The 11794-nt window shown below is 63.7% G+C and carries 13 protein-coding genes; 8 read left to right on the forward strand and 5 right to left on the reverse strand.

Annotated features, from left to right (window positions below):
• Positions 1–208: 208 nt before the first annotated feature.
• Positions 209–958 carry a LytR/AlgR family response regulator transcription factor gene (locus tag P5705_RS19890; RefSeq protein ID WP_044488561.1) on the reverse strand — a complete coding sequence of 250 codons (750 nt, stop codon included), beginning with the start codon at positions 956–958 and terminating at the stop codon, positions 209–211.
• Positions 959–1253: 295 nt separating this feature from the next.
• Between P5705_RS19890 and argH the strand changes: the two genes are divergently transcribed.
• The gene (gene argH / locus P5705_RS19895) at positions 1254–2648 is read left to right on the forward strand and encodes an argininosuccinate lyase (RefSeq protein WP_277462651.1); all 1395 of its coding nucleotides are present in this window, start codon (positions 1254–1256) and stop codon (positions 2646–2648) included.
• 26 nt (positions 2649–2674) lie between these two features.
• Here argH and P5705_RS19900 read toward each other — a convergent pair whose 3' ends face one another.
• Positions 2675–3337, reverse strand: a complete 663-nt coding sequence (locus P5705_RS19900; protein WP_277462652.1) for a glutathione S-transferase — start codon at positions 3335–3337, stop codon at positions 2675–2677.
• Between the two features lie 147 nt (positions 3338–3484).
• On the opposite strand from P5705_RS19900, the gene P5705_RS19905 reads away from it, so the two are divergent.
• From P5705_RS19905 to P5705_RS19920, 4 genes are all read left to right on the forward strand, one after another.
• Positions 3485–3787, forward strand: coding sequence for a hypothetical protein (locus tag P5705_RS19905; RefSeq protein ID WP_277462653.1), 303 nt, complete (start codon positions 3485–3487; stop codon positions 3785–3787).
• Positions 3788–3838: 51 nt separating this feature from the next.
• The gene (locus tag P5705_RS19910; protein ID WP_277462654.1) at positions 3839–4084 is read left to right on the forward strand and encodes a TIGR02647 family protein; all 246 of its coding nucleotides are present in this window, start codon (positions 3839–3841) and stop codon (positions 4082–4084) included.
• A 180-nt stretch (positions 4085–4264) separates the two neighbouring features.
• On the forward strand, positions 4265–7129 hold the full coding sequence (locus tag P5705_RS19915) for a class I adenylate cyclase (RefSeq protein WP_277462655.1): 2865 nt from the start codon (positions 4265–4267) through the stop codon (positions 7127–7129).
• Positions 7130–7226: 97 nt separating this feature from the next.
• Positions 7227–8069 carry a hypothetical protein gene (locus P5705_RS19920; RefSeq protein ID WP_277462656.1) on the forward strand — a complete coding sequence of 281 codons (843 nt, stop codon included), beginning with the start codon at positions 7227–7229 and terminating at the stop codon, positions 8067–8069.
• A gap of 36 nt (positions 8070–8105) precedes the next feature.
• Here the strand turns inward: P5705_RS19920 and rnk are convergent, their stop codons facing one another.
• The 3 genes from rnk to cyaY all read right to left on the reverse strand — a co-directional run bounded on the left by rnk (position 8106) and on the right by cyaY (position 9225).
• Positions 8106–8516 (reverse strand): nucleoside diphosphate kinase regulator, encoded by a 411-nt coding sequence (gene rnk / locus P5705_RS19925; protein ID WP_277462657.1) that lies wholly within the window; start codon positions 8514–8516, stop codon positions 8106–8108.
• A gap of 156 nt (positions 8517–8672) precedes the next feature.
• The gene (locus P5705_RS19930) at positions 8673–8891 is read right to left on the reverse strand and encodes a DUF1289 domain-containing protein (protein WP_277462658.1); all 219 of its coding nucleotides are present in this window, start codon (positions 8889–8891) and stop codon (positions 8673–8675) included.
• 1 nt (position 8892) lies between these two features.
• A complete protein-coding gene (gene cyaY / locus P5705_RS19935; RefSeq protein WP_213658846.1) occupies positions 8893–9225 on the reverse strand; it encodes an iron donor protein CyaY in 333 nt (110 codons plus the stop codon).
• A 258-nt stretch (positions 9226–9483) separates the two neighbouring features.
• On the opposite strand from cyaY, the gene lptM reads away from it, so the two are divergent.
• Genes lptM through dapF form a run of 3 tightly spaced genes read left to right on the forward strand, consistent with a single transcriptional unit; the run spans position 9484 to position 11785 of the window.
• Positions 9484–9693, forward strand: coding sequence for an LPS translocon maturation chaperone LptM (gene lptM / locus P5705_RS19940; RefSeq protein WP_277462659.1), 210 nt, complete (start codon positions 9484–9486; stop codon positions 9691–9693).
• A gap of 9 nt (positions 9694–9702) precedes the next feature.
• The gene (gene lysA / locus P5705_RS19945) at positions 9703–10950 is read left to right on the forward strand and encodes a diaminopimelate decarboxylase (protein WP_277462660.1); all 1248 of its coding nucleotides are present in this window, start codon (positions 9703–9705) and stop codon (positions 10948–10950) included.
• A gap of 4 nt (positions 10951–10954) precedes the next feature.
• The gene (dapF, locus tag P5705_RS19950; protein WP_277462661.1) at positions 10955–11785 is read left to right on the forward strand and encodes a diaminopimelate epimerase; all 831 of its coding nucleotides are present in this window, start codon (positions 10955–10957) and stop codon (positions 11783–11785) included.
• Positions 11786–11794 lie beyond the last annotated feature (9 nt).

Consider the following 11794-nt stretch of genomic DNA (forward strand, 5'->3'; position numbering starts at 1 on the left):
CCAGTGGGATTCATACCCACCCCTGTAGGAGCGGCCTCGTGCCGCGAAAGGGCCGCACAGCGGCCCCGGCGATATCCTCGTCAACGCTGAAATCCCTGGGGCCGCTCCGCAGCCCTCTCGCGGCACGAGGCCGCTCCTACAAGGTTCGCACAATGCACGAAGTTGGCGCGACCGGAGCCGGTTTACCCGCAAACAGACCAATATCGTTTCAGTGCAGCGTCTGCATCATCTTGCGCACCCCTGCCACATGGCGGCGACTGACGGTCAGGGCATCCCCTTCCAACCCCTTGAGATAGAGCTGGAAATGCCCCAACGGCGTGCGCTGCAGCTTTTCGATGCGCTCGCGGGCGACCAGGGCGTTACGGTGTATGCGCACAAAGCGCTCGCCGAACTCGTCTTCCAGCGCCTTCAACGGTTCGTCGAGCAGCACCTCGCCCGCTTCGTGGCGCAGGGTGACGTATTTATGGTCGGCGATGAAATAGATGACTTGCGGCAACGGGATCAGCTCGATGCCCTTGCGGGTGCGGGCACTGATATGGCTGCGCGGGCCGCCACCTTCATCGCTGGTGGGCCGGGTCAGCGCCGCCAGCTGGGCGCGGTTGGGTTTTTCCGCGCGGCGCAAGGCGTCGCGCAGCGTCTGGGGCTGGATGGGTTTGTCGACATGGCTCAAGGTGCTCTCCTTGAATGCCTGGCTGCCGTATTCGTCATCACCGGTGCAAAACACCACCGCCGGCGGCGCCTCGCGCTCGCACAGCTTGGCGGCTACCTGCAGGCCATCGAGGCCGGGCATACCGATGTCCAGCAGCACCACATCGGGCTTGAGGCTCTCGATCAGTGCCAGGGCCTCCTCGCCGTTGGTGGCGCTGGGCTCCATCACGGTGTAGCCCTCCAGCTCGCCGAGCAGCCGGCTCAGGCGTTCGCGGGCTTGGGGTTCGTCATCAACGATCAGGACATTCATAATTGCGCTGGATTCCTGAGTGAGTCTCGCACGGGTATAGCGTAGACAAGTGTGGGGAGACCGGAAACGGTCACGCTACAGACCGGTGCGAAGGCCAAAGATTCACTGGCCTGGCAGATTCACCGCCAGTCCTCTGTCCAACTGTAGACGGTCCGTGGAACACTGCCGTTCAATCGTTGAATATGCCGCACCCCCTTGCCTGCGCGCTTCTCTCGACCAGCGCCCTGCGGCGGTGGGCGCAACCCTGCTATGATCGGCGCCACTTTTTCCGTTCACGCCTTCAAAGAGTGAATCCATGAGCACCGACAAGACCAATCAGTCCTGGGGCGGCCGCTTCAGTGAGCCCGTCGACGCCTTCGTCGCCCGCTTCACCGCCTCGGTCGATTTCGACAAGCGCCTGTATCGCCACGACATCATGGGTTCGATCGCCCACGCCACCATGCTGGCGCAGGTCGGCGTGCTCAGCGACACAGAACGCGACACCATCATCGATGGCCTGAAGACCATCCAGGGCGAGATCGAGGCCGGCAATTTCGACTGGCGCGTCGACCTGGAAGACGTGCACATGAACATCGAGGCACGCCTGACCGACCGCATCGGCATCACCGGCAAGAAGCTGCACACCGGCCGCAGCCGCAATGACCAGGTGGCCACCGACATCCGCCTGTGGCTGCGCGACGAGATCGACCTGATCCTGGGCGAGATCACCCGCCTGCAGCAGGGCCTGCTGGAGCAGGCCGAGCGCGAAGCCGAGACCATCATGCCCGGCTTCACCCACCTGCAGACCGCGCAACCGGTCACCTTCGGCCACCACCTGCTGGCCTGGTTCGAAATGCTCAGCCGCGACTACGAGCGCCTGGTCGACTGCCGCAAGCGTGCCAACCGCATGCCGTTGGGCAGCGCCGCGCTGGCCGGCACCACCTACCCGATCGACCGCGAACTGACCTGCAAGCTGCTGGGCTTCGAAGCTGTGGCCGGCAACTCGCTCGATGGCGTCTCGGACCGTGACTTCGCCATCGAATTCTGCGCCGCCGCGAGCATCGCGATGATGCACCTGTCGCGCTTCTCCGAAGAGCTGGTGCTGTGGACCAGCGCCCAGTTCCAGTTCATCGACCTGCCCGACCGCTTCTGCACCGGCAGCTCGATCATGCCGCAGAAGAAAAACCCGGACGTACCGGAGCTGGTGCGTGGCAAGACCGGCCGCGTGTTCGGTGCCCTGACCGGCCTGCTGACCCTGATGAAAGGCCAGCCACTGGCCTACAACAAGGACAACCAGGAAGACAAGGAGCCGCTGTTCGACGCCGCCGACACCCTGCGCGACTCGCTGCGTGCCTTCGCCGACATGATCCCGGCGATCAAGCCCAAGCACGCGATCATGCGCGAAGCGGCCCTGCGCGGGTTCTCCACCGCCACCGACCTTGCCGACTACCTGGTGCGCCGTGGCCTGCCGTTCCGTGACTGCCACGAGATCGTCGGCCATGCCGTGAAGTACGGTGTCGACACCGGCAAGGACCTGGCCGAGATGAGCCTGGACGAACTGCGCCAGTTCAGCGACCAGATCGAACAGGATGTGTTCGCGGTGCTGACGCTGGAAGGTTCGGTGAATGCGCGTAACCACATCGGCGGCACCGCGCCGGCGCAGGTGCGCGCGGCCGTGGCGCGTGGCAAGGCCTTGCTGGCTTCGCGTTGACTGCATTCGCCGGCAAGCCNGCAAGCCTATCGCTTACCGCTCTTGATCATTTCCTGGAACGCCGGCATCGCCGCGTCCTTGTCCGCCACGATCCGCGCCATGTGCGGGTTCTCGCGCAGTTTCTCCAGCAACGCCGCCGCCTGCGGGAAGTCCGCCAGGAAGTCGATGTTCAGCACTTTCTTGCCCACGGCGTAAGCCAGGTCAACCGAGAAACAGAACATCAGATCGGCGATGGTCATCTGCTCACCCGCCACATACGGCTGGAATCGACCATTGCGCTTGAGCGTGGCAAACCCCGACAGCAGGTCGGCCCTTGCACGCTCCTTGATCAGCGGCTCCACCGCCGCGCCGAAGAACGCCTCGCCATAGCAGGTGCGCGCCGGCAGCTCGATGTACAGTTCGATCTCCCTGAGCAGCTCTCGTACTTTCGCCTGGCCGAAGGCATCGGCAGGCAGCAGCGGTTTGCCGGGCTGGGTCTGTTCGATGTAGTCGAGGATCACGCCGGTCTCGCTGATAAAGCCGTGTTCGGTCTCCAGCACCGGCACCTTGCCACGCGGGCTGATGGCCAGCGCCTGGGGCGACGGGCCGCCGAAGAACGGCACCTCTTCGAAGGGCACGTCTTTCTCCAGCAGGGCCAGCTTGACCATGTTGTAGTAGTTGCTGACGGCGAATCCATGAAGCTTGAGCATGTGAGACAGCCTCCAAGGCCGTATGGGGTTGGCCCGGCTTTTATAGCCCTCCCGCGCCACCTTGGCCAGTGCCATGGCCGGCGCTGATGGCCAGGCATTGCCGACGCAGGCATGGCACACTGTGCGCTTCACCACAGGAGCACCGCCATGAGCGAGCACGACGATATCGACGGCAACGACGAAGAAGCCTTCACCGAGGCCACCCTCACCCAAGCCATCGAAAACCAGATCGAAAGCGGCGAGCCCCCAGCGGCCAAGGCCACCTTCAACAAGCTGACCCTGGTCGGCTACGAGCGCGAGGACATCCTCAACCTCATGGCCCACGTGCTGGCCATCGAGATCGACGCCATGCTGGACCAGGACCGCGCATTCGACACCGAATGGTACGAAACCGCCCTGCGCGCCCTGCCGGAGCTGCCACCTGAGGCGGATCAAGGCGATATCGAATAAGCCTGACTACACTCCTGACTTCCATCCTTGTCTGGAAGTCAGGAGTCGCCCATGTCCTTCACCCCCGAACTGATCGCCGAACTGGAAGTCCTCGCCCTGTTCAACCTGGACAGCCACCAGGAAGGCATCAAGGTTCACAGCAATGCCTCCCCTGCCCTGATCGCCGCCGCGAAACGCCTGTACGACAAACAACTCACCGACCAGCCCGATGGCGGCTACCTCACCAGCCTGGGCCTGGATGCCGCGCAGAGTGTCCAACAGCTGCTGACCATTCTGAAAGCCACCCAGCCCGCCTGACCGTTCCCCGGTAGAAGCCAGCTTGCTGGCGAACGGCTATGCACGCGGTTCGCCAGCAAGCTGGCTCCTACCTCGACGAACGGCGCTGGGAAAATGGCGTCAAAAAGCCACTTTTCATTTATCCGAGTACCGCGCTCAAGCTAAACTCGCCAGTGCTCCCCCGGCCTGCCTGAGTGCGCAATGAACCACCCCCATGAAATCCGCCCCGATATCGACCAAGGCATCGACCGCAAGGAGCTGTCCAGGCTGCGTGCGCGGTTTCTGAAGATCAATCAGGGTCGGTTGGCGCGTGCACTGGAAGGGTTGTCCACGCGCCAGCAGCAGGTGCTCACGCTGTTGCCGCTGTTCTTCCACGTCAACCACCCGTTGTTGCCGGGCTATGTCTCGGGCACCACCCCAGCCGGTGTTTCAGGCTTCGAGCCGGATACAGAGTTGCTGGCCGAGGCCCAGCGCCTGACCCGCTCATTCACCTACAAGGCCCGCCACGGCAACCCACCCCAGCCCATCCATGGCCTGTTCCTCATGGGCAGCCTCGGCACCCTGGCCCAGGCCGAGCAAAGCGACATGGATGTGTGGGTGTGCCATGCCCCAGGCCTGGACGAACAGGCACTGGCGGAACTGCGGCGCAAGTGCCAGTTGCTCGAGGACTGGGCTGCCACCCAGGGCGCCGAGGCGCACCTGTTCCTGATCGAGCCCCAGGGCTTTGTCCAGGGCGAGCGCGACAGCCGGCTCAGCTCGGACGATTGCGGCACCACCCAGCACTACCTGCTGCTCGACGAGTTCTACCGCACCGCGCTCTGGCTCGCCGGGCGCACGCCCCTGTGGTGGCTGGTGCCGGTGTACCAGGAGCACAACTACCGGGACTACACCCAGACCCTGCTGTCCAAGCGCTTCATCCGCGTGACCGATGCCCTGGACCTCGGCCATCTGGCGCACATTCCACCCGGTGAGTACGTCGGTGCCGGGCTGTGGCAGCTCTACAAGGGCATAGACTCACCCTACAAGTCGCTGCTCAAGCTGCTGCTTACCGAAACCTACGCCAGCGAACACCCCCACGTGCGCTGCCTGAGCCTGGACTTCAAGCAGGCCGTGTTCGCCAATCGCCTGGACCTGGACGAGCTCGACCCCTATGTCATGGTCTACCGGCGCATCGAACAATACCTGCTGCGCCGTGGTGAAACAGCGCGCCTGGAACTGGTGCGCCGCAGCCTCTACTTGAAGGTGAACAAGAAGCTCGGCGGCCTGGGCCGTTCGCGCAACGCTGGCTGGCAGCGTCAACTATTGGCGCGTTTAACCGAGGAATGGGGCTGGGACGAACGCCAGCTGGCACTGCTCGACAGCCGCAGCCAGTGGAAGGTGCGCCAGGTCGCGGTCGAGCGCCGCGAACTGGTGGCCGAGCTGAACCACAGCTACCGCTTCCTCACCCAGTTCGCCCGCGAGCAGAACGCCAACAGCCGCGCCGACCAGCGCGACCTCAACGTGCTGGGCCGGCGCCTCTACGCCGCCTTCGAGCGCCGCGCCGGCAAGATCGAGGTGATCAACCCGGGGATCGCACCCGACCTGGCCGAAGACACCCTGACGTTGGTGCAATCGCCCAATCGCAAGGAGCCTGGCACCCATCACTGGGGCCTGTACAACGGCAACCTGGGCGTGCACGAATGGGAGCATTTCAGCCCCATCAAGCGTTGCCGGGAGCTGCTTGAACTGCTGACCTGGGCCCACCGCAATGGCGTCATCGACAGCAGCACGCGCCTGGCCCTGCACCCGGGCGCAAGCGATCTCAGCGAGTTCGAACTGTTCAACCTGATCGGCACCCTGCAACAGAGCATCCCCCTGCCCCTGGAAACGGTCAGCGAAGTGCGCCTGCTGCAACCCAGCGTGGCCGACGAAATCCTGCTGCTGGTCAATGTGGGGGTTGACCCGCTACGCCATCACCGCGACCTGAACATCCTGATGACCACCGAGCGCACCGACTCGCTGAGCTATGCCGGGGTACGCGAGAACCTGGTGCTGACCCTCAACCAGATCACCTTGAACAGCTGGAACGAAGTACTGGTGCAGCGCTACGACGGCGAGCACGCGCTGGCGCGCTGCCTGCGCGACTTCCTCAACAGCCTCGGCCAGCGCAGCCACCGCCCCCGGGTGCGGGTACGCTGCTACTGCCACAACCGGGCACAGGCCATCAGCCAGCGGGTCGGGGAAATCTTCGATACCGTGCAGTTGCTGCTCGACCAGAACCTCAATCACCGTTACCTGTTGCAGGTCGCCCGGCACACCCATGTACTGGAGCTGCAACCCGGCCAGGTGACGCTGGCCACCCTCGACGAGCATGGCGCGTTGCTCGACATGCTCGGCGAGGAACGCGACAGCTACAGCCCGCTGCACCTGGACGCCAATGCGCTGCAGGACTACGACCTGCCGCTGGTGCTCGGCCAGGGCCAGCCCCAGTGCATCCAGGTGTTCTACCGCCTGCTGGATGGGTGGGCCGACCTTTATGTACTGGACGAGTACAACGCGCTCTGGCAGCAGCGCCTGCCCTTGCAGGACGAAGCGCACCTGCTGCTGCCGCTGCAACGCTTCCTGCAATCGGTGGTGATGCGCCGCGACGCGCAGTTGCCGCTGGACAGCCTGCAGCAGGCCTCGCTGGACATCCTGTATTACCAACTGCTGCCCTCCGGGATTGGCAAGGCACGCGGGCTGGAACCGCGGTCGGCTCCGGTCGATGGGCGCGACCGACCTTATTACGAGGTCCAGGCGATCCTCCAGGCCGGCACGGGTGACGAGGTGCACGTCACGCTCTATTGCGACCAGCAGGAATACTCCGAGCTGGAACATGGCGACCAGCTGTTCAGCGTGGTGGCCCGGCAAATCCTGCGTCAACGCCACAGCGCCAGCAGCTACCGCTGCTACATCACCGACCTGGACCTTTCCGAGCTGCTGGGTGACGACCAGGGCTCGACCAGCCTCTACCTACGCTACAAGGGTCAATTGGAACAGGCGCTCAATGAAGGGTTGGAACGCTTGCAGGCGACACTGGAACCCTGAGAAACATCTCACTTCCAGGAACGATTTCTCGCTGCCAAGCGGGTTTTTGTAGGAAGCATCCTACGCACTCTCCAACAAACCAAACGAGAGTGCAGTCATGAACAAAGAACACTGGATGGGTGCTCACCCTGAACTGGGACGCCTGCGGATCGATCAGCTCATCCTGCCCGGCTCACACGATTCCGGCATGGATAAACTGGCATCGGGCATGAACCTGCCTAACGAAATCACCCAGGACGTTCCCTGCATCGAGCAGATTCGTGGCGGGATCCGTGTATTGGACTTGCGCGTGAGGGCACATCCACACCGTCCAAGGAACAGCCCCCTGCGTTTTCAGCTGTTCCACCTCAGTTCGTCCGGGCGCACGATCCAGGAGGACATCGTCGACGCGCTGAACGGTTTCTACGCCAACCCGGACAATGCCAGGGAAATCGTCATACTCGACTTTCATGAGTTCAGTGACTTCGACGCCGACGAGCACCAGTTGTTGCAAACAGTACTCGCAGAGCTGAACCCACGAGTGATTCCATACTCGCTGCATAGGCTCACGCTGGACCAACTATGGAGCAAGCATCCAGGCAAGACCGTAGTGATTGGTTACGATACAGGTCACACCCCACCCGGGTACTGGCCGCGCGTCAAACATCGCTGGATGGGCGAAAACGCACCCAGTGCCAGCAAACTGAAGGAGTACATGGATGAGGTGGCCACATACGGCGATGCCGGCTTGCCCCTGACATCAATCCAGTGCGCCAAGTATGTCTGGCCATTTTTTGTGCCCGACGACTTCCACGACAAGATTGATGAATGGTTCGAGTCCCGGGACCTGAACAGCTACATCCAGCATTTCCGGATCATCAATACCGACTGGTCGCTGAGAGGCAGGATCGTGGACAACTGTATCCACGCCAACCGCCTGCGCGCATCGGTCATTGGCTGACAGACAAAAGGCGGCAGTCCGCCGCCTCAGTTCCGCTCAGAGGTCGAAGTCACCCGCTGCTTCCGGTTGATATTCGACAGCCAGCAGCTCAAGCTTGAGGGTCTTGCCGCCCGGCGCGGGCCAGTCGATCTGGTCGCCCACCGACAGGCCCAGCAGCGCGCAACCGATCGGCGCAAGAATCGAGACATTGCCTTCCGGCCCTGCATCCTTCGGGTACACCAGGGTCAGGTGGTAATCCTTGCCACTGGCGATCTCACGGCAGTGCACGCGGGAATTCATGGTGACCACGCCCGCTGGTACTTCCTCATGACCGACCACCTGTTCGGCGCGGTCCAGCTCGTCCTGCAGGGCGAGCACACCCGGGGTGCTGTCATCGAGGCTGTCGAGCAAACGCTCGAGACGCTGCACGTCCAAGCGGGTGAGGATGAGGGAGGGCTTGGTGCTCATGATCCAGTCAGACTCCTTGAACAGGCGATTTTCCACAGACAGATAAAGCAAAACCCCGCCCAAGGGCGGGGTTTGCGAAATGCTTCTGGCGTCAATGACGCAGAACCTGACACTACCACAGCGGGGCAAATACACAAGCCCGCAGGAAACCTGTGGCTATCGTCCGGACCGGGCCTTGAGCACCTCGGCCTCGCGGCAGATCTGCCGGCGTCGTTCATCGTCGGCCGCGCGCCACTCGCGAATATGCTCGACATGGCGGTGACACCCGGTGCAGACCTTGTGCTCGTCCAGCCGACACACGCTGATACAAGGTGACGGTACCGCCGGGCTGACATTGCTGTAGAGCGGCTTGGGCGGCCGGGGCTGGTCACTCATCTCAGATCTCGTCGAAATCCAGCTTCTCGCCGGCCCGCTCCCAGACGATGCGCTCGAGCATTTCACCGAGCAGTTCCTCGGTCTTCTCGCACACCCACTTGCCACTTTCTTCGTCGTAGTCGAAGTGGAAACCGCCGGAGCGGTCGGCCAGCCACAGCTGGCGCAGTGGTTCCTGGCGGCTGAAGATCAGCTGGCTGCCATTGTCGAACTTGATGGTCAGCACACCGGCGGAGTTCTCCATGTCCAGGTCCAGGTCGCTCTCGTCGAACAGGTCTTCCAGTGCCTGTTGGGTCGCGTCGACCAGATCGTGGAAACGCGCTTCGCTCAAACTCATTGCAGGAACCTCGAAAAATGGCTGCATACACGCAAGCCGGGCACGATAAGGCCGGTTGGTCGCGATTGCAAAGTTTAGCGCCGATCCGCGGCCCTGTTCGCCGGCAAGCCGGCTCCTAAAGGGCGGTGTTGCAACCGTAGGAGCCGGCTTGCCGGCGAACAGGGCAAGGCCGCCAGGCGGGCCGGCGCTTGCATAGGCAATCGGGTGGTCGCTCGGTATACTCGGCCGCAATACTGCATATTTCCAAGGATTTCACCCATGAAGCGCCTGATTTCCTCCCTCGCGGCACTGGTCGCGGTTGCTTGCCTCGTTTCGGCCTGCGGTCAGAAAGGCCCCCTGTACCTGCCCGAAGACGGCAAGAACGGCAAAGGCCCACGCAAGTCGCACCAGCAGCACCAGCACGCCCAACCGGCCCAGCAGCAGGCGCCGGAGCAGCAAGAGCAGGCCGAGCCGTCTCCCGCGCCGTAAGGAAATCCCATGGATGCATTCAACTACCGCGGCGGCGAGCTGTTCGCGGAAGGGGTGGCCCTGTCGGCCGTCGCCGAACGCTTCGGCACGCCGACCTACGTGTACTCCCGCGCCCACATCGAGGCCCAGTACCGTAGCTACACAGACGCCCTGCAGGGTGTCGAGCACCTCGTCTGCTTCGCGGTCAAGGCCAACTCCAACCTGGGCGTGCTGAACCTGCTGGCGCGCCTGGGCGCGGGCTTCGACATCGTCTCCGGTGGTGAGCTGGAGCGTGTCCTGGCCGCCGGTGGCCGTGCCGATCGCGTGGTGTTCTCCGGTGTCGGCAAGACCCGTGAAGACATGCGTCGCGCCCTGGAAGTCGGCGTGCACTGCTTCAACGTCGAGTCCACCGACGAGCTCGAACGCCTCCAGGTCGTCGCCGCCGAGATGGGCAAGACGGCCCCGGTTTCACTGCGCGTGAACCCGGACGTCGATGCCGGCACCCACCCGTACATCTCCACCGGCCTCAAAGAAAACAAGTTCGGCATCGCCATCGCCGACGCCGAAGCCATCTACGTGCGCGCCGCGCAGCTGCCCAACCTGGACGTGATCGGCGTCGACTGCCACATCGGTTCGCAACTGACCACCGTCGAGCCCTTCCTCGATGCCCTCGACCGCCTGCTGCTGCTGGTCGACCGCCTGGCCGAGTGCGGCATCCACCTGCGCCACCTCGACCTCGGCGGCGGTGTCGGCGTGCGTTATCGCGACGAACAGCCTCCGGTGCTGGCCGACTACATTCAAGCCATCCGCGAACGCGTCGGCGACCGTGAGCTGGCCCTGGTGTTCGAGCCAGGCCGCTACATCGTCGCCAACGGCGGCGTGCTGCTGACCCGCGTGGAATACCTCAAGCACACCGAGCACAAGGACTTCGCCATCATCGACGCGGCGATGAACGACCTGATCCGCCCGGCCCTGTACCAGGCCTGGATGGACGTCAGCGCGGTCAAGCCCCGCGAAGGCGAAGGCCGTGCCTACGACCTGGTCGGCCCGATCTGCGAGACCGGCGACTTCCTGGGCAAGGACCGTGTACTGGACCTGGCCGAAGGCGACCTGCTGGCCGTCCGCTCCGCGGGCGCCTATGGTTTCGTCATGAGCTCGAACTACAACACCCGTGGCCGTTGCGCCGAAGTGCTGGTCGACGGTGACCAGGCCTTCGAAGTGCGTCGCCGCGAGACCGTCGCCGAATTGTTCGCCGGCGAAAGCCTGCTGCCGGAGTAAGCCCATGCTGCTGCGTTTCACCAAGATGCACGGGCTGGGCAACGACTTCATGGTCCTCGACCTGGTCAGCCAGCACGCCCATATCCAACCCAAGCACGCCAAGCAATGGGGCGATCGCAATACCGGCATCGGCTTCGACCAGTTGCTGATCGTCGAGGCCCCCAGCAACCCGGACGTGGACTTCCGCTATCGGATCTTCAACGCCGACGGCTCCGAGGTCGAACAGTGCGGCAACGGCGCGCGCTGCTTCGCCCGCTTCGTGCTGGACAAGCGCCTGACTGCGAAAAAGCGTATCCGCGTCGAAACCAAGGGCGGCATCATCGAGCTGGATGTACGCAACGATGGCCAGGTCTGTGTCGATATGGGCCCACCGCGTTTCGTACCCGCCGAAATCCCGTTCATCGCCGATGAACAGGCGCTGAGCTACCCGCTCGAAGTCGACGGCCAAGTGCACCAGATTGCCGCCGTTTCCATGGGCAACCCACATTCGGTGCTGCGCGTCGATGACGTGCGCTCCGCGCCGCTCCACGAACTGGGGCCGAAGATCGAGCACCACCCGCGCTTCCCGCAGCGGGTCAACGCCGGCTTCATCCAGGTCGTCGACCGCCACCGCGCCAACCTGCGGGTGTGGGAGCGCGGCGCGGGCGAGACCCAGGCTTGCGGCACCGGCGCCTGTGCCGCGGCCGTTGCGGCCATCGCCCAGGGCTGGATGGACTCCCCGGTGACCATCGACCTGCCGGGCGGGCGCCTGAACATCGAATGGGCCGGCCCCGGCAAGCCTGTGCTGATGACCGGCCCGGCTGTACGCGTTTTCGAAGGACAGGTTCGTCTCTAAGCGAGTATC

It is taken from the genome of Pseudomonas entomophila (assembly GCF_029478665.1).
Taxonomy (GTDB): Bacteria; Pseudomonadota; Gammaproteobacteria; order Pseudomonadales; family Pseudomonadaceae; genus Aquipseudomonas; species Aquipseudomonas entomophila_F.

What these genes read in the sequence shown, in the direction of transcription:
- P5705_RS19900 (WP_277462652.1), bottom strand. Translation starts at nt 3,337, where the DNA reads ATGCTCAAGCTTCATGGATTCGCCGTCAGCAACTACTACAACATGGTC.
- lysA (WP_277462660.1), top strand. Translation starts at nt 9,703, where the DNA reads ATGGATGCATTCAACTACCGCGGCGGCGAGCTGTTCGCGGAAGGGGTG.
- P5705_RS19930 (WP_277462658.1), bottom strand. Translation starts at nt 8,891, where the DNA reads ATGAGTGACCAGCCCCGGCCGCCCAAGCCGCTCTACAGCAATGTCAGC.
- P5705_RS19910 (WP_277462654.1), top strand. Translation starts at nt 3,839, where the DNA reads ATGTCCTTCACCCCCGAACTGATCGCCGAACTGGAAGTCCTCGCCCTG.
- dapF (WP_277462661.1), top strand. Translation starts at nt 10,955, where the DNA reads ATGCTGCTGCGTTTCACCAAGATGCACGGGCTGGGCAACGACTTCATG.
- P5705_RS19920 (WP_277462656.1), top strand. Translation starts at nt 7,227, where the DNA reads ATGAACAAAGAACACTGGATGGGTGCTCACCCTGAACTGGGACGCCTG.
- lptM (WP_277462659.1), top strand. Translation starts at nt 9,484, where the DNA reads ATGAAGCGCCTGATTTCCTCCCTCGCGGCACTGGTCGCGGTTGCTTGC.
- rnk (WP_277462657.1), bottom strand. Translation starts at nt 8,516, where the DNA reads ATGAGCACCAAGCCCTCCCTCATCCTCACCCGCTTGGACGTGCAGCGT.
- argH (WP_277462651.1), top strand. Translation starts at nt 1,254, where the DNA reads ATGAGCACCGACAAGACCAATCAGTCCTGGGGCGGCCGCTTCAGTGAG.
- P5705_RS19915 (WP_277462655.1), top strand. Translation starts at nt 4,265, where the DNA reads ATGAACCACCCCCATGAAATCCGCCCCGATATCGACCAAGGCATCGAC.
- cyaY (WP_213658846.1), bottom strand. Translation starts at nt 9,225, where the DNA reads ATGAGTTTGAGCGAAGCGCGTTTCCACGATCTGGTCGACGCGACCCAA.
- P5705_RS19890 (WP_044488561.1), bottom strand. Translation starts at nt 958, where the DNA reads ATGAATGTCCTGATCGTTGATGACGAACCCCAAGCCCGCGAACGCCTG.
- P5705_RS19905 (WP_277462653.1), top strand. Translation starts at nt 3,485, where the DNA reads ATGAGCGAGCACGACGATATCGACGGCAACGACGAAGAAGCCTTCACC.